This window comes from Streptomyces calvus (assembly GCF_006782915.1).
GTDB lineage: Bacteria > Actinomycetota > Actinomycetes > Streptomycetales > Streptomycetaceae > Streptomyces > Streptomyces calvus.
Map to the genome: position 1 here is coordinate 95054 of NZ_VCNP01000025.1, position 19823 is coordinate 114876.

The 19823-nt window shown below is 70.8% G+C and carries 20 protein-coding genes; 11 read left to right on the forward strand and 9 right to left on the reverse strand.

Annotated features, from left to right (window positions below; genetic code table 11):
* Positions 1–96: 96 nt before the first annotated feature.
* From FGW31_RS10940 to FGW31_RS10955, 4 genes are all read left to right on the forward strand, one after another.
* Positions 97–837 carry a response regulator transcription factor gene (locus tag FGW31_RS10940; protein ID WP_019522934.1) on the forward strand — a complete coding sequence of 247 codons (741 nt, stop codon included), beginning with the start codon at positions 97–99 and terminating at the stop codon, positions 835–837.
* On the forward strand, positions 834–1946 hold the full coding sequence (locus FGW31_RS10945; RefSeq protein ID WP_142193199.1) for a HAMP domain-containing sensor histidine kinase: 1113 nt from the start codon (positions 834–836) through the stop codon (positions 1944–1946). The genes FGW31_RS10940 and FGW31_RS10945 overlap by 4 nt, the downstream gene beginning before the upstream one ends.
* 292 nt (positions 1947–2238) lie before the next feature.
* Positions 2239–6051 (forward strand): multifunctional oxoglutarate decarboxylase/oxoglutarate dehydrogenase thiamine pyrophosphate-binding subunit/dihydrolipoyllysine-residue succinyltransferase subunit, encoded by a 3813-nt coding sequence (locus FGW31_RS10950; RefSeq protein ID WP_142193200.1) that lies wholly within the window; start codon positions 2239–2241, stop codon positions 6049–6051.
* Between the two features lie 80 nt (positions 6052–6131).
* On the forward strand, positions 6132–6311 hold the full coding sequence (locus tag FGW31_RS10955; RefSeq protein ID WP_018544467.1) for a DUF6104 family protein: 180 nt from the start codon (positions 6132–6134) through the stop codon (positions 6309–6311).
* A gap of 359 nt (positions 6312–6670) precedes the next feature.
* Here the strand turns inward: FGW31_RS10955 and FGW31_RS10960 are convergent, their stop codons facing one another.
* Complete coding sequence (locus tag FGW31_RS10960; protein WP_142193201.1) at positions 6671–7513, reverse strand: hypothetical protein; 843 nt, start codon at positions 7511–7513, stop codon at positions 6671–6673.
* A 145-nt stretch (positions 7514–7658) separates the two neighbouring features.
* On the opposite strand from FGW31_RS10960, the gene FGW31_RS10965 reads away from it, so the two are divergent.
* Positions 7659–8573 (forward strand): DUF4097 family beta strand repeat-containing protein, encoded by a 915-nt coding sequence (locus FGW31_RS10965; protein ID WP_142193284.1) that lies wholly within the window; start codon positions 7659–7661, stop codon positions 8571–8573.
* A gap of 1 nt (position 8574) precedes the next feature.
* Entirely contained in the window at positions 8575–9615 is a 1041-nt protein-coding gene (locus FGW31_RS10970; RefSeq protein ID WP_142193202.1) for a helix-turn-helix transcriptional regulator, read from the forward strand.
* Positions 9616–9624: 9 nt separating this feature from the next.
* Here the strand turns inward: FGW31_RS10970 and FGW31_RS10975 are convergent, their stop codons facing one another.
* The 4 genes from FGW31_RS10975 to FGW31_RS10990 form a co-directional block, all read right to left on the reverse strand.
* A complete protein-coding gene (locus FGW31_RS10975) occupies positions 9625–10188 on the reverse strand; it encodes a Clp protease N-terminal domain-containing protein (protein ID WP_142193203.1) in 564 nt (187 codons plus the stop codon).
* Positions 10188–10397 (reverse strand): HTH domain-containing protein, encoded by a 210-nt coding sequence (locus tag FGW31_RS10980; RefSeq protein WP_142193204.1) that lies wholly within the window; start codon positions 10395–10397, stop codon positions 10188–10190. The genes FGW31_RS10975 and FGW31_RS10980 overlap by 1 nt, the downstream gene beginning before the upstream one ends.
* Before the next feature lie 107 nt (positions 10398–10504).
* Entirely contained in the window at positions 10505–11470 is a 966-nt protein-coding gene (locus tag FGW31_RS10985; protein WP_142193205.1) for a zinc-binding dehydrogenase, read from the reverse strand.
* Positions 11471–11639: 169 nt separating this feature from the next.
* Positions 11640–12878, reverse strand: a complete 1239-nt coding sequence (locus FGW31_RS10990; protein WP_142193206.1) for an NAD(P)-dependent malic enzyme — start codon at positions 12876–12878, stop codon at positions 11640–11642.
* Between the two features lie 577 nt (positions 12879–13455).
* On the opposite strand from FGW31_RS10990, the gene FGW31_RS10995 reads away from it, so the two are divergent.
* Genes FGW31_RS10995 through FGW31_RS11005 form a run of 3 tightly spaced genes read left to right on the forward strand, consistent with a single transcriptional unit; the run spans position 13456 to position 16142 of the window.
* The gene (locus FGW31_RS10995; protein ID WP_142193207.1) at positions 13456–14412 is read left to right on the forward strand and encodes an ABC transporter substrate-binding protein; all 957 of its coding nucleotides are present in this window, start codon (positions 13456–13458) and stop codon (positions 14410–14412) included.
* Between the two features lie 30 nt (positions 14413–14442).
* Complete coding sequence (locus tag FGW31_RS11000; RefSeq protein WP_142193208.1) at positions 14443–15381, forward strand: amino acid ABC transporter permease; 939 nt, start codon at positions 14443–14445, stop codon at positions 15379–15381.
* Complete coding sequence (locus FGW31_RS11005) at positions 15378–16142, forward strand: amino acid ABC transporter ATP-binding protein (protein ID WP_142193209.1); 765 nt, start codon at positions 15378–15380, stop codon at positions 16140–16142. Before FGW31_RS11000 ends, FGW31_RS11005 begins: the two co-directional genes overlap by 4 nt.
* 66 nt (positions 16143–16208) lie before the next feature.
* Here FGW31_RS11005 and FGW31_RS11010 read toward each other — a convergent pair whose 3' ends face one another.
* Positions 16209–16982 (reverse strand): class I SAM-dependent methyltransferase, encoded by a 774-nt coding sequence (locus tag FGW31_RS11010; RefSeq protein ID WP_142193210.1) that lies wholly within the window; start codon positions 16980–16982, stop codon positions 16209–16211.
* A gap of 100 nt (positions 16983–17082) precedes the next feature.
* Between FGW31_RS11010 and FGW31_RS11015 the strand changes: the two genes are divergently transcribed.
* The gene (locus FGW31_RS11015) at positions 17083–17733 is read left to right on the forward strand and encodes a CGNR zinc finger domain-containing protein (RefSeq protein ID WP_142193211.1); all 651 of its coding nucleotides are present in this window, start codon (positions 17083–17085) and stop codon (positions 17731–17733) included.
* Here FGW31_RS11015 and sodX read toward each other — a convergent pair.
* Complete coding sequence (gene sodX / locus FGW31_RS11020) at positions 17616–18050, reverse strand: nickel-type superoxide dismutase maturation protease (RefSeq protein WP_142193212.1); 435 nt, start codon at positions 18048–18050, stop codon at positions 17616–17618. The genes FGW31_RS11015 and sodX overlap by 118 nt on opposite strands.
* 146 nt (positions 18051–18196) lie before the next feature.
* Between sodX and sodN the strand changes: the two genes are divergently transcribed.
* Positions 18197–18592 carry a superoxide dismutase, Ni gene (gene sodN, locus FGW31_RS11025; protein ID WP_004983535.1) on the forward strand — a complete coding sequence of 132 codons (396 nt, stop codon included), beginning with the start codon at positions 18197–18199 and terminating at the stop codon, positions 18590–18592.
* A gap of 177 nt (positions 18593–18769) precedes the next feature.
* On the opposite strand, the gene FGW31_RS11030 is transcribed toward sodN, so the two are convergent.
* On the reverse strand, positions 18770–19483 hold the full coding sequence (locus FGW31_RS11030; RefSeq protein ID WP_373303459.1) for a cation transporter: 714 nt from the start codon (positions 19481–19483) through the stop codon (positions 18770–18772).
* On the reverse strand, positions 19477–19812 hold the full coding sequence (locus FGW31_RS11035; RefSeq protein WP_142193214.1) for an ArsR/SmtB family transcription factor: 336 nt from the start codon (positions 19810–19812) through the stop codon (positions 19477–19479). Before FGW31_RS11035 ends, FGW31_RS11030 begins: the two co-directional genes overlap by 7 nt.
* Between the last annotated feature and the right edge of the window lie 11 nt (positions 19813–19823).

A 19823-nucleotide genomic window follows, 5' to 3' on the forward strand; every position in this document is an offset into this window, starting at 1 on the left:
TGCTGCCCTGACGCGGATCATTCAAGCGTCAATCGCAGTCATGCGCAGATGACGGATCACCCCACGGTTCCGGAAAGCACACTTCAGGGGCGGGCGATGGAGCAGACACACACCTCCCACAACGGCACGGCGACGACCACTCCGGGCGCACAGCGCAGGGTTCTGGTGGTCGAGGACGACGCGACGATCGTGGACGCCATCGCGACCCGCCTTCGTGCCGAGGGATTCCTGGTGCAAACGGCGGGCGACGGCCCGTCCGCGGTGGACACGGCGGAGGCATGGCAGCCCGATCTGCTGATCCTCGACATCATGCTGCCGGGCTTCGACGGCCTGGAGGTCTGCCGTCGCGTACAGGCCCAGCGACCGGTTCCGGTACTGATGCTCACGGCGCGCGACGACGAGACCGACATGCTGGTCGGGCTCGGCGTCGGCGCCGACGACTACATGACGAAGCCTTTCTCCATGCGCGAGCTGGCGGCCCGTGTGCACGTGCTGCTGCGCCGCATGGAGCGGGCGGCCCTCGCGGCCACCACGCCGCGCAGCGGCATCCTGCGCCTGGGCGAGCTGGAGATCGACCACGCGCAGCGCAGGGTGCGCGTGCGCAGCGAGGACGTCCACCTGACGCCCACCGAGTTCGACCTCCTGGTGTGCCTGGCGAACACGCCGCGCGCGGTGCTCTCCCGGGAGCAGCTGCTGGCCGAGGTCTGGGACTGGGCCGACGCCTCCGGCACCCGGACCGTCGACAGCCACATCAAGGCACTGCGCCGGAAGATCGGCGCCGAGCGCATCCGCACCGTGCACGGCGTGGGGTACGCCCTGGAGACGCCGACGCCATGAGCGAGGGGCCGGCCGGACGCAGAGACCCCGAGGAGCCGTGGCCCTGGGGCGGTGTACGCCCGTTCTCGATCAAGACCAAGCTGGGTGCGCTGGTCGTCGTCTCGGTCCTGATCACCACGGGCCTGTCGGTGATCGCCGTGCACACCAAGACCGAGCTGCGTTTCATCACGGTCTTCTCGATGATCGCCACCCTGCTCATCACGCAGTTCGTCGCCCATTCGCTCACCGCGCCGCTGGACGACATGAACGCCGTGGCCCGGTCCATCTCGCACGGCGACTACACCCGCCGGGTGCGTGAGAACCGCCGGGACGAGCTGGGCGACCTGGCCCAGACGATCAACGCCATGGCCGACGAGCTGGAGGCCCAGGACGCCCAGCGCAAGGAGCTGGTCGCCAACGTCTCGCACGAGCTGCGCACGCCCATCGCGGGCCTGCGCGCGGTGCTGGAGAACATCGTCGACGGCGTCACCCGGGCCGACCCCGAGACGATGCGCACGGCCCTGAAACAGACCGAGCGCCTCGGACGGCTGGTGGAGACGCTGCTGGACCTGTCCCGTCTGGACAACGGCGTGGTCCCGCTGAAGAAGCGCCGCTTCGAGGTGTGGCCGTACCTGTCCGGCGTGCTGAAGGAGGCCAACATGGTCGCCTCGGCCCGCGGCGGCATGACCTCGGGCTCGGGCAGCCACACCCGTACGGACGTCCACCTGCACCTCGACGTCTCCCCGCCGGAGCTGACCGCGCACGCCGACCCGGAGCGCATCCACCAGGTCGTCGCCAACCTCATCGACAACGCGGTCAAGCACAGCCCGCCGCACGGGCGGGTGACGGTCAGGGCCCGGCGCGGTGCCCAGCCGGACTCGCTGGAGCTGGAGGTCCTGGACGAGGGGCCCGGCATTCCGCGCAACGAGTGGCACCGCGTCTTCGAGCGGTTCAACCGGGGCAACGTCAACCGGCCGCACGGCCCGGGCAGTGACGGCGGCACCGGACTCGGCCTGGCGATCGCCCGCTGGGCCGTCGATCTGCACGGCGGCCGGATCGGAGTGGCCGAATCCGAGCGGGGATGCCGGATTCTCATCACTCTTCCGGGAGCCTCCTCCACGCCAAGTTGACGTAAAGTTCGAAGCGGAGCCGCAAGATCCATCTGTGTTCGCGCTGACGGACACGTGTGATCAGGCACAGGCCCGCGCGGAACCGCGCGTCAGGGCCCGGCCGAGCGATCCCTCATCCCGCCGGAAGAACCGGAACCACGCTTGTTTCCCGCCATATCCAGCGCCGAAACACGCGCTGAGATGTGACTTACGCGACGATGAACGGGCCCGGCCTGACCTTCTCGCTCTTGGGGGCGTAGCCTTTATTTCCGCTGTCCATCACCTTGTGAAGCGGAAGAGGGCGGTTGCCGCCGTGTCGCCACAGTCCCCCAGTAACTCGAGCATCTCCCCCGACACCGACCAAGCGGGCAAGAACCCCGCTGCGGCGTTCGGTGCCAACGAGTGGCTCGTCGACGAGATCTATCAGCAGTACCTCCAGGACCCGAACTCGGTGGACCGAGCCTGGTGGGACTTCTTCGCCGACTACAAGCCGGGCGCTCCTGCGACCTCGGCTCCGGCGGGTAACGCGGCCACGGCTGCCGCGGGGACCACCACCACGGCTCAGCCGGCCGCTCAGGCCCGGCCCGCCGCGCCCGCCCCGGCGGCCGCACAGCCCGCTGCCGCCGCACCCGCCGCACAGCCGGCCGCCAAGGCTGCCCCGGCGCCGGCTCCCGCCGCTCCGGCGAAGGCCGCCGCGCCCGCCGCCGCCAAGCCGGCCGCCGCGAAGGCCGAGGCCGAGCCCGCCGGCGAGGCCAAGACCGGCCCCGAGCAGGTGACGCTGCGCGGCCCGTCCGCCGCCGTCGCGAAGAACATGGACGCCTCGCTGGAGCTGCCCACGGCCACGTCCGTGCGCGCGGTCCCGGTGAAGCTGCTGTTCGACAACCGCATCGTCATCAACAACCACCTGAAGCGGGCGCGTGGCGGGAAGATCTCCTTCACGCACCTCATCGGCTACGCCATGGTCCAGGCCATCAAGGCGATGCCGTCGATGAACCACTCGTTCGCGAAGGTGGACGGCAAGCCGACGCTGGTCAAGCCGGAGCACGTCAACCTCGGTCTCGCCATCGACCTGGTCAAGCCCAACGGCGACCGCCAGCTGGTCGTCGCGGCGATCAAGAAGGCCGAGACGCTGAACTTCTTCGAGTTCTGGCAGGCCTACGAGGACATCGTCCGTCGCGCCCGCGACAACAAGCTGACGATGGACGACTTCACCGGCGTCACGGTCTCCCTGACCAACCCCGGCGGCCTCGGCACCGTCCACTCCGTGCCGCGCCTGATGCCCGGCCAGTCGGTGATCATGGGCGTCGGCTCCATGGACTACCCGGCGGAGTTCCAGGGCACCTCCCAGGACACCCTGAACAAGCTCGGCATCTCGAAGGTCATGACGCTCACCTCGACCTACGACCACCGGGTGATCCAGGGCGCCGCCTCCGGCGAGTTCCTGCGCCAGGTCGCCAACCTGCTGCTCGGCGAGAACGGCTTCTACGACGAGATCTTCGAGGCGCTGCGCATCCCCTACGAGCCGGTCCGCTGGCTCAAGGACATCGACGCCTCGCACGACGACGACGTCACCAAGGCCGCCCGCGTCTTCGAGCTGATCCACTCCTACCGGGTCCGCGGCCACGTCATGGCCGACACCGACCCGCTGGAGTACCGCCAGCGCAAGCACCCCGACCTGGACATCGTCGAGCACGGCCTCACCCTGTGGGACCTGGAGCGCGAGTTCGCCGTCGGCGGCTTCGCCGGCAAGTCCCTGATGAAGCTGCGCGACATCCTCGGCGTGCTGCGCGACTCGTACTGCCGCACCACCGGCGTCGAGTTCATGCACATCCAGGACCCCAAGCAGCGCAAGTGGATCCAGGACCGCATCGAGCGCTCGCACACCAAGCCGGAGCGCGAGGAGCAGCTGCGCATCCTGCGCCGGCTGAACGCCGCGGAGGCCTTCGAAACCTTCCTGCAGACGAAGTACGTCGGCCAGAAGCGTTTCTCCCTGGAGGGCGGCGAGTCCGTCATCCCGCTGCTCGACGCGGTGCTGGACTCGGCCGCCGAGTCCCGCCTGGACGAGGTCGTCATCGGCATGGCCCACCGCGGCCGGCTCAACGTCCTCGCCAACATCGTCGGCAAGTCGTACGCGCAGATCTTCCGCGAGTTCGAGGGCAACCTCGACCCGAAGTCGATGCACGGCTCCGGCGACGTCAAGTACCACCTGGGCGCCGAGGGCACCTTCACCGGCCTGGACGGCGAGCAGATCAAGGTCTCCCTGGTCGCGAACCCCTCACACCTGGAGGCGGTCGACCCGGTCCTGGAGGGCGTCGCCCGCGCCAAGCAGGACATCATCGGCAAGGGCGGCACGGACTTCACGGTCCTGCCGGTGGCGATCCACGGCGACGCGGCCTTCGCGGGCCAGGGCGTGGTGGCCGAGACCCTGAACATGTCGCAGCTGCGCGGCTACCGCACCGGCGGCACGGTCCACATCGTCATCAACAACCAGGTCGGCTTCACCGCGGCCCCCGAGTCCTCGCGTTCCTCCATGTACGCGACGGACGTGGCCCGCATGATCGAGGCCCCGATCTTCCACGTGAACGGCGACGACCCGGAGGCGGTGGTGCGCGTCGCGCGCCTGGCCTTCGAGTTCCGCCAGGCATTCAACAAGGACGTGGTGATCGACCTCATCTGCTACCGCCGCCGCGGTCACAACGAGTCGGACAACCCGGCCTTCACGCAGCCGCTGATGTACGACCTGATCGACAAGAAGCGCTCGGTACGCAAGCTCTACACCGAGTCCCTCATCGGTCGCGGCGACATCACCCTGGAAGAGGCCGAGCAGGCGCTGCAGGACTACCAGGGCCAGCTGGAGAAGGTCTTCACCGAGGTCCGCGAGGCCACCTCGCAGCCGTCCTCCGTGGAGTCCCCGGACCCGCAGGCCGAGTTCCCGGTCGCCGTGAACACCGCGGTGACCACGGAGATCGTCAAGCGGATCGCCGAGTCCCAGGTCAACATCCCCGACCACATCACCGTGCACCCGCGTCTGCTGCCGCAGCTGCAGCGCCGTGCGGCGATGGTCGAGGACGGCACCATCGACTGGGGCATGGGCGAGACGCTCGCCTTCGGTTCGCTGCTCCTCGAGGGCGTCCCGGTCCGCCTGGCCGGCCAGGACTCCCAGCGCGGCACCTTCGGCCAGCGCCACGCGGTCATCATCGACCGCAGCACGGGCGAGGAGTACACGCCGCTGCAGTACCTCTCCGAGGACCAGGCACGGCTGAACGTCTACAACTCCCTGCTGTCCGAGTACGCGGCGATGGGCTTCGAGTACGGCTACTCGCTGGCCCGCCCGGACGCGCTCGTGCTGTGGGAGGCGCAGTTCGGTGACTTCGTCAACGGCGCGCAGACGGTCGTGGACGAGTTCATCTCCTCGGCCGAGCAGAAGTGGGCCCAGACCTCCGGTGTGGTCCTGCTCCTCCCGCACGGCTACGAGGGCCAGGGCCCGGACCACTCCTCGGCCCGCCCGGAGCGGTTCCTGCAGCTGTGCGCGCAGAACAACATGACGGTCGCGATGCCGACGTCGCCGTCGAACTACTTCCACCTCCTGCGGTGGCAGGTGCACAACCCGCACCACAAGCCGCTGGTCGTCTTCACGCCGAAGTCGATGCTGCGCCTGAAGGCCGCGGCCTCGAAGGCGGAGGAGTTCACCACGGGCCAGTTCCGCCCGGTCATCGGCGACGCCTCGGTCGACCCGGCCGCCGTCAAGAAGGTCGTCTTCACCGCCGGCAAGGTCTACTACGACCTGGAGGCCGAGCGGCGCAAGCGCGGCGCGACCGACACGGCGATCATCCGCATCGAGCGCCTGTACCCGCTGCCGGGTGCCGAGCTCCAGGCGGAGATCAAGAAGTACCCGAACGCCGAGAAGTACCTGTGGGCGCAGGAGGAGCCGGCGAACCAGGGTGCCTGGCCGTTCATCGCGCTCAACCTGATCGACCACCTCGACCTGGCGGTCGGTGCCGACCTCCCGCACGCCGAGCGTCTGCGCCGCATCTCTCGGCCGCACAGCTCGTCCCCGGCGGTCGGCTCGGCCAAGCGCCACCAGGCCGAGCAGGAGCAGCTGGTGCGTGAGGTCTTCGAGGCGTAACCGGAGGCCGTACGCAGGCGGGGCCCACCCCTTCTCCGGGGGTGCGGCCCACCGCTTTTCCCGCACCTATCCTTGTCCTCATGTACTTCACGGACCGTGGCATCGAGGAACTGGAGAAGCGGCGCGGCGAGGAGGAGGTCAGCTTCGAGTGGCTGGCCGAACAGCTCCGCACCTTCGTCGACCTGAACCCCGACTTCGAGGTCCCGGTCGAACGCCTGGCCACCTGGCTGGCCCGCCTGGACGACGAGGACGACGAGTAGCCCTCGCATCCTCCGGCAGACCCTTCAGAAGACTCTCCGGAGGCACCGGCCCTCGGCCTCCCTGTGGCGTCCCGCGACCTCCAGCGGCCTCCTCCGGCCTCCCTCGGCCCTACGAGCGTGACGGGTGCCGGGAGGCCGCGGAGCGACGACAGCCGGGCAGGCGCAGCCCCGCAGGATGTCCTTGGGGGCGCCCACATGGCTGACGCCTCCGCGGGCCGGTGATGCCGCTACAGGCCGGGACCACTCCGGCCGTCCGTGCGTCCGCCGTCCCGTGGCGCCCGGCGGGCGGGCGGACGAGCGGACAGGCAGGCGTCGGGCGGGCGGACGAGCGGACGGGCAGGCGCTGCGTGCGTCCCGCGTCAGTCGTAGGGCCGGACGGTGGTGTGGGCGGCCAGCCCCAGTGCGCCGTGGGCCAGGAGGAGCCCGCCCGCGGCGATCCAGCCGCCGTTGCGGTGGCGCAGGCCCCAGATCGTCAGCGGGATACCGAGGACCAGCTGGGCGAGGGCCAGGGTGCGGGCCGTCGGCCCGGTGGCGAGGCCGGACGGCGGCCCGGGACGGGCGGCCGTCCGGGGCGCCTCTGTTTGCTTGTCCTCCCGCTCCTCCTCGACGGGTCGCGCGCCGGGCTGGGCGCGGGCCGCTTCCAGGAGGCCGGCTGAGGAATCGCCCGGAACCAGGCCGGACGGTACGGCGACACCCGCCCGGGTGAGGACCGCCAGGACGCCGCTCAGCCGGGCCGCCGCGTCGGCCGCCGCATCGGGCGCGGTCAGCAGGTCGAGGGACTGCATGTCCAGTACGGGGTCGAGCCCCAGCCGTGCGGCGAACGTGCGCATGGCCTCGTCCTCGCCCGCCGGGGTGCCGTTCGCCAGCCACACGTAGCCGACGGGACGGCGGAAGCCCGAGGCGAGGCTGAACCCGGCACGGTCGGCGTCCCACCACAGGGCGATCACCGGCCAGGACGCGCCCACGGTCAGCGCCGTGGCCCAGCCCGTCACGACCCGGTCCACCGGCTCCGAGCCGTCCAGCCAGGGCCGGCCCTCGGGAACCAGCACGCTCCACTCCTCACCGGCCCCGGCGACCAGCATCGGTTCGTGCAGGAGCCGGGCGGCGGGAGCGACGGACCGCGTCTCCGCACGGCACAGCAGCAGGGCACCCGTCGAGGGCGGCCCGCCCCGCCGTCCCGTCGGGGACTTTTCCGTCGACATGCTCACACGCTAGGCCAATTCACCCGCAGAGGGCGGCGGCTGATCACCAGAACGAGTGCCTTGACTTTCGACTTCCGCGATATATCGTGAATAACGGAGACGCGATATGGCGCGTCGCCGGGTGCGTTCGCAGGAGGTCGTCACCATGCCCGAGTGGTCCGTCACGGAAGCCACGAAGCTCACGTTCGACGAGCCCGTGAGCGAGGTCCACGTACGCGTCGTCGACGGCGCGGTGAACGTCGTGGGGACCGACGATCCCTCCGCCCGCCTGGAGGTCTCCGACATGGCGGGACCGCCTCTGGTCGTCACCCAGAAGGGCGGCGTCCTCACCGTCGCCTACGAGGACCTGCCCTGGAAGGACTTCCTCACCTGGCTGGACGGCAAGGGCCGGCGCCGCAGCGCGGTGGTCTCCCTCGCCGTCCCGGCAGCGGCCCGGGTGGAGGTGGGCGTGGTCGGCGCCGGCGCCTTCGTCTCCGGCGTCCGCGGCCCCGCGGCGGTCAAGGGCGTCACGGGCGACATCACGCTGGTCGGCCTCTCCGGCCGCGTCCGCGCCGACACGGTGTCCGGGAACGTGGAGGCGCAGGCCGTCACCGGTGGCCTCCGCTTCGCCTCCTTCTCCGGCGACCTCACCGTCGTCGAAGGCTCCGGCCCGGCCGTGCGGGCGGACACGGTCATGGGCTCCATGATCGTGGACCTGGACCCGGCGGGCCCCACCGACGTCCGGCTGACCAGCGTCTCCGGCGAGATAGCCGTCCGGCTGCCCGACCCGGCGGACGCCGAGGTGGAGGCCAACACCGCGAGCGGCGCGATATCCAGCGCCTTCGACGAGCTGCGGGTGCAGGGCCAGTGGGGTGCCCGCAAGCTCACCGGCCGCCTGGGCGGCGGCAGCGGCAGGCTGCGGGCGACCGCCGTGTCCGGTTCCATCGCCCTGCTGCGCCGCCCGCCGGCGGAGGACGCGCCCGGACCGCGGGACGCCTCGGGAGACAATGCCCCTCCCGGCCGGGACGAGGGCGCAGCCAGTACCCCGGCCGACGGTACGACCGACAAGAAGGTGCTCTGACATGCCCCCCGTCTTCGCCCACGGACGCCTCCGCCTGTACCTGCTGAAGCTGCTGGACGAGGCCCCGCGCCACGGCTACGAGGTGATCCGTCTCCTCGAGGAGCGCTTCCAGGGGCTGTACGCACCGTCGGCCGGCACGGTCTACCCGCGTCTGGCGAAGCTGGAGGCGGAGGGCCTGGTCACCCACACCACCGAGGGCGGCCGCAAGGTGTACGCCATCACGGATGCCGGCCGCGCCGAACTGGCCGACCGCAGCGGCGAGCTGGCCGACCTGGAACTGGAGATCCGGGAGTCGGTCGCCGAACTGGCCGCCGAGATCCGGGCCGACGTCAGCGGCGCCGCGGGCGATCTGCGCCGCGAGATGCGGGCCGCGGTCGGCAAGGCCCGCGAGCCCCGGGACGGAGGGACGTCCGGCGGCGAGGACGGCGCCTTCGGCGACTTCCCGGGCTTCGGCGACAAGGACGCCTGGCGCGCCGCCAAGGAGGAGATGCGCCGCGCCCGGCAGGAGTGGAAGGAGCAGGCCCGGCGCGCCAAGGACGAGAGCCGCCGCTCCCGCGAGGAGGCCCAGCGCGCCCGCCGCCAGGCCAAGGAGGCACAGGAGCGGGCGCAGGAGCAGGTGCAGCGCATCGTGCGGCAGGTCCAGGAACAGGTGCAGGGCCACTTCGCCCGGGGCGACTGGCCGACGGGACTGCGCGAGGGCCTGGGCGAACTGGTCAAGGAGATGAGCGAGTTCGGCAAGGACGTCGCCTTCGGCCGCACCGGCCCGGGCGCGCCGACCGGCACGTCCCAGCCGTCGTACTCGCAGACGCCCGAGGACTTCCCCGCCGACTACACCCCGGCCTGGGCGCACGAGGACGCCTCAGACACCACCGGCGACCCGGCCCGCGACCTGGACCGCCTGCTGGACCGCTTCCGGGACGACATCCGTGACGCGGCCCGCGACCACGGCGTCACCGAGGCCCAGCTCCGCGACGCGCGCCGCCACCTGTCCACGGCGGCGGCACACATCGGGGCGCTGCTGCGCCAGGCGCCCAAGGCCTGAGCAGCGGCGTCAGCTCGCCCTGGCCTCGCCGCCGCCGTGGAGCACACGGGTCACGGACTCGTGGGTCACACCGTGGTCGGCGAGGACCTCGGCGGGAACACCCGGGCGGGCGGTCAGAGCGAGCAGGATGTGCTCGTCACCGATGCGCCGGTCCCGTCGGCCGGTGGCGGCGCGCAGTGCGCCGGTGAGGACGTCCTTGGCCTCCCGCTCGAAGGGCCGGTGACCGGTCCACCGGCCGCCGCCGCGCCGTTCACCGGACAGCGCCCCGACCCCGTGCGCCTCCTCCACCCGGGCCACGATCCCGGACACGTCGATTCCGAGCCCGGCGAGGGCGTCCGTCTCCGCCTGCGTCAGCCCGCCGCGCCGCCGGGCCCGCTCCAGCGCCGCCCGGACCGCATCCCGCCGGTCGCCGAGCCCGAGAGCCGTCAGCGCGAAGGACGCCCGGGACCCCTCCCGGTCGAGCAGGGCCAGCAGCAGATGCTCGGCGGCGACACTCCGCGCCCCCGCCTCCTCCGCCTGTACGACCGCCCCCTTCACCACGGCACGGGCATCCTCCGTGAACCGCTCGAACATCAATGCCTCCCGTACTTCTTGTGCACGGCCTGCCTGCTCACTCCGAGTTCGTTCGCGATCTCCTGCCACGACCAGCCCTGCCGGCGCGCACTGCGCACCTGCACGGCCTCCAACTGCTCCAGCAGCCGGCGCAGCGCGGCGACGGCCCGCAGGCCGACCCGTGGATCGCGATCACCTGCGCGTTCGGCGAGATCGGTTGCCTCAGTCATAACGTCAACTTACGTTGACAATCGAGGCTCGTCAACCCCCGTTGACACGCCGACGGCCGGCCCGGAGATCCGGACCGGCCGAAGGAGAAGCGGGCAGGACGCCGACGTCAGGGGTTATGGAGCACGATCTTCCCGAACTGCCCACCGGACTCCATGCGCTCGAAGCCCTCACGGGCCCGGTCCATGGGCAGCACCTCGTCGATGACGGGCCGCACGCCGGTGGCGGCACAGAAGGAGAGCAGGTCCTCCAGTTCGTCCTTGGTCCCCATCGTCGACCCGACGACCTTGAGCTCCAGGAAGAAGATCCGGGTCAGCTCCGCGTGCGAGGGCCGGTCACCGCTGGTGGCACCGGAGATCACCAGCGTGCCGCCGGGGCGCAGCGACTTCACCGAGTGGGACCAGGTGGCCGCGCCCACGGTCTCGATCACCGCGTCGACCCGCTGCGGCAGCCGCGCACCCGGCTCCACCGCCTCCACGGCGCCGAGTTCCAGCGCCCGCTTCCGCTTGGCCTCGTCCCGGCTGGTGGCGAAGACCCGCAGCCCCGCGGCCCTGCCGAGCACGATCGCCGCCGTGGCGACCCCGCCCCCGGCGCCCTGCACGAGCACCGAGTCGCCGGGCCGCACCCCGGCGTTGGTGAACAGCATCCGGTACGCCGTCAGCCACGCGGTCGGCAGACAGGCGGCCTCCTCGAAGGAGAGCTCCCTGGGCTTGGGCAGGACGTTCCAGGTGGGCACGGCGACCTGCTCGGCGAAGGTGCCCTGGTAGCGCTCGGTGAGGATGGACCGGGGTTCCCGGGGGCCGACCCCGTGACCGCTCTGTCCGATCACGGAGTGCAGGACGACCTCGTTGCCGTCCTCGTCGACCCCGGCGGCGTCGCAGCCGAGGATCATCGGCAGTTTGTCCTCCGCGAGGCCGACGCCCCGCAGGGACCAGAGATCGTGGTGGTTGAGGGAGGCGGCCTTCACCGCGACGGTGCTCCAGCCGGGCCGGGCCTCGGGAGCGGGACGCTCCCCCAGCTCCAGACCGGCGAGCGGCTGGTCGCGGTCGATTCGGGCGGCGTAGACGGCGAACATGACCTTGACGATAGGTTCCCGGCCCCGCCGAAGGAACCGGTGACCACTGTGAGACACGCCCTCTTGCCACACGGCGCCGCCCCGCACCCCACCCGGCCGGACCAGTCCCCCCGGCACAACGGAACCGGCCCCGTCCACGAAGGACGGGGCCGGTCACGGACGACACGCCTCAGCGGCGGGCGACCCCTTCCGCCCGGGCGGCGGCGGCCACCGCGGCCGTCACCGCGGGGGCGACCCGCTCGTCGAACGGGGACGGGATGACGTAGTCGGCGGCGAGGTCGTCACCGACCACCGCGGCCAGCGCCTCGGCGGCGGCCAGCTTCATCCCCTCGGTGATCCGGGAGGCCCGCACCTGGAGCGCCCCCGCGAAGATCCCCGGGAACGCCAGCACGTTGTTGATCTGGTTCGGGAAGTCCGACCGCCCGGTGGCCACGACCGCCGCGTACTTGTGCGCGACCTCCGGGTGCACCTCCGGGTCGGGGTTGGCCATGGCGAAGACGAACGCGCCCTCGGCCATCGACGCCACCGCCGCCTCCGGCACCGTGCCGCCGGAGACACCGATGAAGACATCGGCCCCGTCCAGCGCAGACTCCAGCGAGCCGGAGAGCCCCGCCTTGTTGGTGAACGACGCCAGCTCCGCCTTGATCGGCGTGAGGTCCTCGCGGTCACGCGAGACGACGCCCTTGCGGTCGGCCACGGCGACGTCGCCGATGCCGGCCTCGACCAGCATCTTGGCGATCGCCACACCCGCGGCGCCCGCGCCCGAGATCACGGCCCGCAGCTCGCCGAGGGGCCGGCCGCTCAGCCGGGCGGCGTTGCGCAGCGCGGCCAGCGTCACGACCGCCGTGCCGTGCTGGTCGTCGTGGAAGACCGGGATGTCCAGCCGCTCCTGGAGCCGCTTCTCGATCTCGAAGCAGCGGGGGGCGGAGATGTCCTCCAGGTTCACCCCGCCGAAGGACGGGGCGAGCCGGACCACGGTCTCGACGATCTCGTCCACGTCGGTGCAGTTCAGGGCGATCGGGACCGCGTCCACGCCGCCGAACTGCTTGAAGAGGATCGCCTTGCCCTCCATCACCGGGAGGGAGGCCTCGGGCCCGATGTCACCGAGTCCGAGCACGGCCGTGCCGTCGGTCACGACGGCGACGACGGACGACTTCCACGTGTAGTCGTGGACGAGATCCGGCTGCTCCGCGATCGCGGAACAGACCTTCGCCACGCCGGGCGTGTAAGCCAGGGACAGATCGTCCTTGTCGCGGACCGGCACGGTGGCCTGCACAGCCATCTTGCCGCCGCGGTGCAGCGCGAATGCCGGGTCGAAGGAATCGAGGGGCTCGGCCCCGCTCTCCTGCTCCGTATGACCGTCCCGGTATTCGCTGTCGCTGCGAGGATTGACAATCTCCGCTGCCACTTGGTTTTACCCCTTAATTGTTCATGGTTTGAGGGTTGCCACTCCTGGTGAGGGGTGGGCGGGACCGCGCAAGGCCCGGAGGGTTGGTGCGTACGGGCCTGGCACGACGGGCGCGCCGCACACGCGCCCTGAGCCCCGGATGAGGGGTGTAAAGAACCTTCTTACCGGACGGACGCCTCCGGCGACGAGTCCATAACGCGAAGGTCACATGACGGTAGCCCGAATCTTCGTCCGATATCAGGACAAGACCTGGACGAACCCCCCGCAAGTCCGCAACCGCGTCATCGCCCTCCGCGATCACGCCCACTCGCGGAGGCGCGCCGAAGATCTTCCGGCGGAAATGCAGGATTACCGCAGAGCGTCCGGCCTTGAGGGGCCGGAGTGGTCCGTTTCGAGTACCACCCGTTATCCGATTTTGACATCGCCGCCCCCCTGGATAGCTCGGTCCGAATGGCAAGATGCGGTCATCACACGAGGTCGCGACACTCGAAGGCGTGTGCTCATGACCCATGGCGACACCGCACAGGCAGTCGCCGGCCCCAAAGGCATCTCCACCCATCCGCCGGAGGAACCCACCATGACCGCAAGCACCACCCGTCGTTCCACCGCCGCGCAGTCCCGGCTAGCAGCGGTCGGCGCGATCGCGGTCGCAGGCGCGCTGCTTCTCACCGGCTGCGGTGACCAGACGGACAAGGGCAGCGACAGCGGCACCGCGGAGACGTCCAGCGCGCCTCTCGCCGACAAGCTCCCCGCAGACATCCGCAAGGCGGGTGTCATCAAGGTGGGCTCCGACATCGCGTACGCCCCGGTCGAGTTCAAGGACGACTCCGGCAAGACCGTCGGTATCGACCCGGACCTCGCCGACGCCATGGGCAAGCAGCTCGGTGTGACGTTCGAGTTCGAGAACGGCACCTTCGACACGCTGCTCGGCGGTCTGCGCTCGGACCGCTACGACATCGCCATGTCCGCCATGACCGACACCAAGGACCGCCAGGAGGGCGTCGACTCCGAGACCGGCAAGAAGGTCGGCGAGGGCGTCGACTTCGTCGACTACTTCACCGCCGGCGTCTCGATCTACACCAAGAAGGGCGACGACCAGGGCATCAAGACCTGGGCCGACCTGTGCGGCAAGAAGCTGGTCGTCCAGCGCGGCACGGTCTCGCACGACCTGGCCAAGGCCGAGGCGGAGAAGTGCCCGGCGGGCAGGACCATCACCATCGAGGCCTTCGACAACGACCAGCAGGCCCAGACCCGCCTGCGCGCGGGCGGCGCCGACGCCGGCTCCTCCGACTTCCCGGTCGCCGCGTACGCGGTGAAGACCTCCGGCGGCGGCAAGGACTTCCAGCTGGTCGGCGAGCAGGTCGACGCCGCCCCGTACGGCATCGCCGTCGCCAAGGGCAACACCCAGCTGCGCGACGCCCTCAAGGCCGCGCTCGACGCGGTCATCGCCAACGGCGAGTACCAGAAGATCCTGGACAAGTGGGGCGTCGCGGAAGGCGCCGTCGAGGAAGCCACCATCAACGGCGGCAAGTGACCGCACCGGCGGCACTGAAAGGCCACACCCGTGACTGCTGACATCAAGAAGACGGACGGACCGGCGGGCACCCCGCCGGCCGGACCGGAGGCCATCAAGGCCGTCCCGGTCCGGCACTACGGCCGTTACGTCTCCGCCCTGATCGCCCTCGGGATCTTCTTCGCGCTCATCTGGGCCTTCGCGAACGGCGACATCAACTGGGGCGCGATCCCCGACTACTTCTTCAACGACCGCATCCTCACCGGCGTCCGCGAGACGCTGTGGCTGACCTTCCTGTCGATGCTCATCGGCATCGTCGGCGGTCTGCTGCTGGCCGTGATGCGGCTGTCGAAGAACCCGGTGACCTCGTCGATCGCCTGGTTCTACATCTGGTTCTTCCGCGGCACCCCGGTCCTGGTCCAGCTGTTCGTCTGGTTCAACCTGGGCTTCGTCTTCGAGTACATCAACCTGGGACCGGTCTACAAGGACGAGTGGTCCCAGTTCATGACGCCGTTCCTGACGGCGCTGCTCGGTCTCGGCCTGAACGAGGCCGCGTACATGGCGGAGATCTGCCGCGCCGGTCTGCTGGCCGTCGACGAGGGCCAGACCGAGGCCGCGCACGCGCTCGGCATGAGCCACTCCAAGACGCTGCGCCGCATCGTCGTCCCGCAGGCCATGCGCGTGATCGTGCCGCCGACGGGCAACGAGGTCATCAACATGCTGAAGACCACCTCGCTCGTGGCGGCGGTCCAGTACTACGAGCTCCTGCGCTACGCCCAGGACATCGGCACGACCTCGGGCGCCACGGTGGAGATGCTGTTCCTGGCCGCGGCCTGGTACCTGATCCTCACCTCGCTGCTCAGCGTGGGCCAGTACTACGTCGAGCGGTACTACGCCCGCGGGTCCAGCCGCCAGCTGCCGCCCACGCCGTGGCAGAAGGTGCGTGCCCATCTGACGTCCTTCTCCAGCCGCAAGGGGGTCACGGCATGACGAACGCCATGGTCAAGGCCGAGGGCGTCCACAAGTCCTTCGGTGCCGTCGAGGTCCTCAAGGGCATCGACCTGGAGGTGAAGTCCGGCGAGGTGTTCTGCCTCATCGGCCCCTCCGGCTCCGGCAAGTCCACCTTCCTGAGGTGTATCAACCACCTCGAGAAGGTCAACGCCGGGCGTCTGTACGTCGACGGCCAGCTGGTCGGCTACCGCCAGAAGGGCGACAAGCTGTACGAGCTGAAGGACAGCGAGGTCGCCCTGAAGCGCCGGGACATCGGCATGGTCTTCCAGCGCTTCAACCTGTTCCCGCACATGACGGCCGTCGAGAACGTCATGGAGGCGCCGGTCCAGGTCAAGGGCATGAGCAGGGCGCAGGCCAAGGAGCGCGCGATGCAGCTCCTACAGCGCGTGGGCCTCGGCGACAAGGCCGGGAACTACCCCTCGCAGCTCTCCGGCGGCCAGCAGCAGCGCGTGGCGATCGCGCGGGCGCTGGCCATGGAGCCGAAGCTGATGCTGTTCGACGAGCCGACCTCGGCGCTGGACCCGGAGCTGGTCGGAGACGTCCTCGACGTCATGCGCGACCTCGCCGAGTCCGGCATGACGATGGTCGTCGTCACCCACGAGATGGGCTTCGCCCGCGAGGTGGGCGACAGCCTGGTCTTCATGGACGGCGGTGTGGTGGTGGAGTCCGGGAACCCCCGCGACGTCCTGACCAATCCGCAGCACGAGCGGACCAGGTCGTTCCTGTCCAAGGTGCTCTGACCGCGCATCCGCGCACGACGAAGGGGCGGTACGGGACTCCCGTACCGCCCCTTCGTGTGCGGGCGGCTACTTCAGCGCCAGCAGCAGCGTGTCCGACGGCGAGCACCACACCGGCCGCACCTCGCCGAAGCCCTTGTCGCGCAGCACGTCCGCGTGCCAGGCCACCGGGGGCATGTCGCCGTCGGCGTGCTCGCCGTAGATCTCGTAGCGCCGGGCCGTGGGACCGGCGAGGACCGGGTCCGCGGCGGCGAGCTGCCACCACTGCGCCCAGTCGAGGGCGCCGTCCCGCTTGGCCTGATCCATGCGCGCGTGGCGCAGGGCCCGCTCGGCCGCGTTGATCCGCGGCGTGGAGTCGTCGATCATGTGGTCCGCGTTCATGAAGACACCGCCGTCGCGCACCAGGCCCGCGATGTGCCCGTAGAGGTCCGCGAGGGGTTCCTTGTGCAGCCAGTGGAGGGCGGTCGCGGTCAGCACGGCGTCGTAGGAGTCGTACGGCAGTGCCGCCGCCCACGCGGGATCCTTGAGGTCGGCCGTCACGAAGGAGACGCGGTCGTCCCCGGCGAAGGTGCCCTCGGCGATGGCGAGGAGTGCCGGGTCGAGGTCGACGCCGGTGCTGGTGGCGTCCGGGAACCGGGCGAGCAGCCGGGCCGTGATGCTTCCCGTGCCGCACGCGAGGTCCAGCACGCGCGGGGAGGTGCCGACGAGGGCCTCCACCATGTCGAGCATGACCCGGAACCGTTCCTCGCGGTCGGGCATGTACCACTCCTGCTGCCGGTCCCAGCTCTCCTGCCAGGCGTGCCAGTCGGCGGCGGCCGTCGTGGTGGTGTTCGCGTCCGTCATCGAGCCCCTCCCGCGTCTACGTCCCGTAATACCCTTGAAGCACGACCGTCTGTTACCCGACCGCACGCACGACCATAGAGCCCCTGCGTAAGGACTACAAGTGGAACTGGCCTATTACTCGGATTACGCCGTACGCCTCGTCAACACCGAGGAACCGGCCCGGGGGAAGGACACACTGACCTCGGTCGAGGCCGTCCGCGACCTGTTCGGCGGCAACCAGTCGGCCGCCCGGCGCGCCACCGACGCCGATGTGACGCGGTTCCGCTCGGTCCGCGGCCGGCTGCGCTCGGTCTTCGAGGCGGCGGACGGCGGCGACGAGACGCTCGCCGTCGACCTGCTGAACTCGCTGCTGCTGGAGTTCCCGGTGAGCCCGCAGATCTCCGGCCACGACTTCCGCGACGACGACGGCCGCCCGCTGTGGCACATGCACCTGGCCGACCACCCGTCCAACGCGACCGCCGGTTACGCCGCCATCGCCGCGATGGGCCTCGCCTTCCACCTCACCGAGTACGGCGTGGACCGCCTCGGCCTGTGCGAGGCCGCGCCCTGCCGCAACGCCTACCTGGACACCTCCACCAACCGCTCCCGCCGCTACTGCTCCGACCGCTGCGCCACCCGGGCGAACGTGGCGGCCTACCGCGCCCGCAAGCGCCTGGAGGCCGACCGGTCGGAGAACACGGGCCGGGCCGAGGACAGCGCCCAGGCCAGCACGGCCAGCGGCGAGCGCCGGTCGGGGTCGCGCGGCCGGTAGCGGAAACGGACCCGGCCCAGCACCAGTTCGTCGGGGACGACGCCGTAGTCGGTGCTGTCGCCGCCGGCGTACGCGTTGTCCCCGAGCACCCACCAGCCGGCCCCGCGCCGCTCGGCGGCCCGCTTGACGACCAGCAGGTCCTGCTGGAACGGATGCCTCAGCACGATCACGTCACCGCGCCGGATCCGTGCACCGTAGTGCACCAGCAGCCGGTCCCCGTGGTGCAGCGTGGGCACCATGGACGGACCCGTGACCTCGGCCACCCCGAAGGGCAGCGGCGCCCTCGCCCGCTCGGCGTCCTGCGTCGGCTCCGGCATCACCCGCTACCTCCCCGGTTCTTCGTCCACCAGTCCCAGTCTCACCCCGGACTTTTGTCCTAAGCCCCCGGGGGCACTCGCGAAAACCCGTCCGGCACGGAGTAATGTCCAGTGTGAGAAGACGATCACGAGGAAGGAAACGCTTCATGCTTTCCCGCCTGTTTGCCCCCAAGGTCAAGGTCAGCGCGCACTGCGACCTGCCCTGCGGTGTGTACGACCCTGCCCAGGCCCGCATCGAGGCGGAGTCGGTGAAGGCCGTCCAGGAGAAGATGGCCGGCAACGACGACCCGCACTTCCAGGCGCGTGCCACGGTCATCAAGGAGCAGCGCGCCGAGCTGGCGAAGCACCACGTCTCCGTGCTGTGGAGCGACTACTTCAAGCCCCCGCACTTCGAGAAGTACCCGGAGCTGCACCAGCTGGTCAACGACACCCTGAAGGCCCTCTCGGCCGCCAAGGCGTCGACCGACCCGGCCACCGGCCAGAAGGCGCTGGACTACATCGCCCAGATCGACAAGATCTTCTGGGAGACCAAGAAGGCCTGACCCTGTGCCTTCAGGACCTGCGATTCCCCTTCGGTCAGCAGCGTCTTTCCCACCGCACCCGTACCCCGTCCGCCGACCCGGCGGTCCGAGGGTGCGGGTGCGGTCTTGTTTCGGTACGGGTTTCTGCGCGGGCTTCCGTACGGGTCTCCACACGGGTGGCGACGCCGTGCCGAGTGGTCATGCGCAGCATTCGCACGGGTGCGGCGCGCCGTCACCGGTGTTCCGCGCGGCCGGCGCGGGAACGGCGCAGCAGCCCTTGCCCCGCCAGGCGTCACGGCCCTCCTTGACCGCGACGGCGGCGATCACCAGGGCCGCGAGCGGGTCGGCCCAGGACCAGCCGAGGGTCGCGTTCAGCACCAGTCCGGCGAGCAGCACGGCGGACAGGTACGTGCACAGCAGGGTCTGCCGGGAGTCCGCGACGGCGCTGGCGGAGCCCAGTTCCCGCCCGGCGCGGCGCTGGGCCGCGGACAGGAACGGCATGACCGCCAGGGACAGGGCGGCCAGCACGACGCCGGTGAGGGAGCGTTCGGCCTCCGACGTGCCGGCCAGCGCCCGTACCGCGTCGACGGCGACATAGCCGGCGAGGGCGAAGAAGGAGACGGCGATGATCCGCAGGGTGGTCCTCTCCCGGGCCTCGCGCACCGCGTGGTCGCGGGCGGAGAACTGCCAGGCGACCGCGGCGGCGGAGGACACCTCGACGAGGGAGTCCAGGCCGAAGCCGATCAGGGCGGTGGAGGAGGCCGCCGCGCCGGCCGTGATCGCGACGGCGGCCTCCACGAGGTTGTAGGTGAGGGTCGCGGCGACCAGGAGCCGTATCCGGCGCGTCAGCCGGTCGCGGCGGGCGGGCCCCGGGACGGGGGTGGTGACGGGCTCGGCGGTCACGGTCAGCAGCAGCCCTTCTCCTCGGCGTCCGCGCAGGTGCGGTCGCCCTCCACGGCGACGACGGCGGTGCGCAGGTCGTCCAGGGCGTGGCCGAGGCGTTCGTCGGCGAGTTCGTAGCGGGTGCGGCGGCCGTCGGGAACGGAGACCACGAGACCGCAGTCGCGCAGGCACGCCAGGTGGTTCGACAGCCGGGTGCGCGAGACGCCGAGCGCGTCCGCGAGGTCGGCCGGGTGGGCGGGGGCCGCGCGCAGTGCCAGCAGGACGCGGCAGCGGAGAGGATCGGCGAGCGCGCGGCCGAAGCGGGCCAGCACCTCGATGTCGGAGGCAACGGTCAACACGGACACGACAG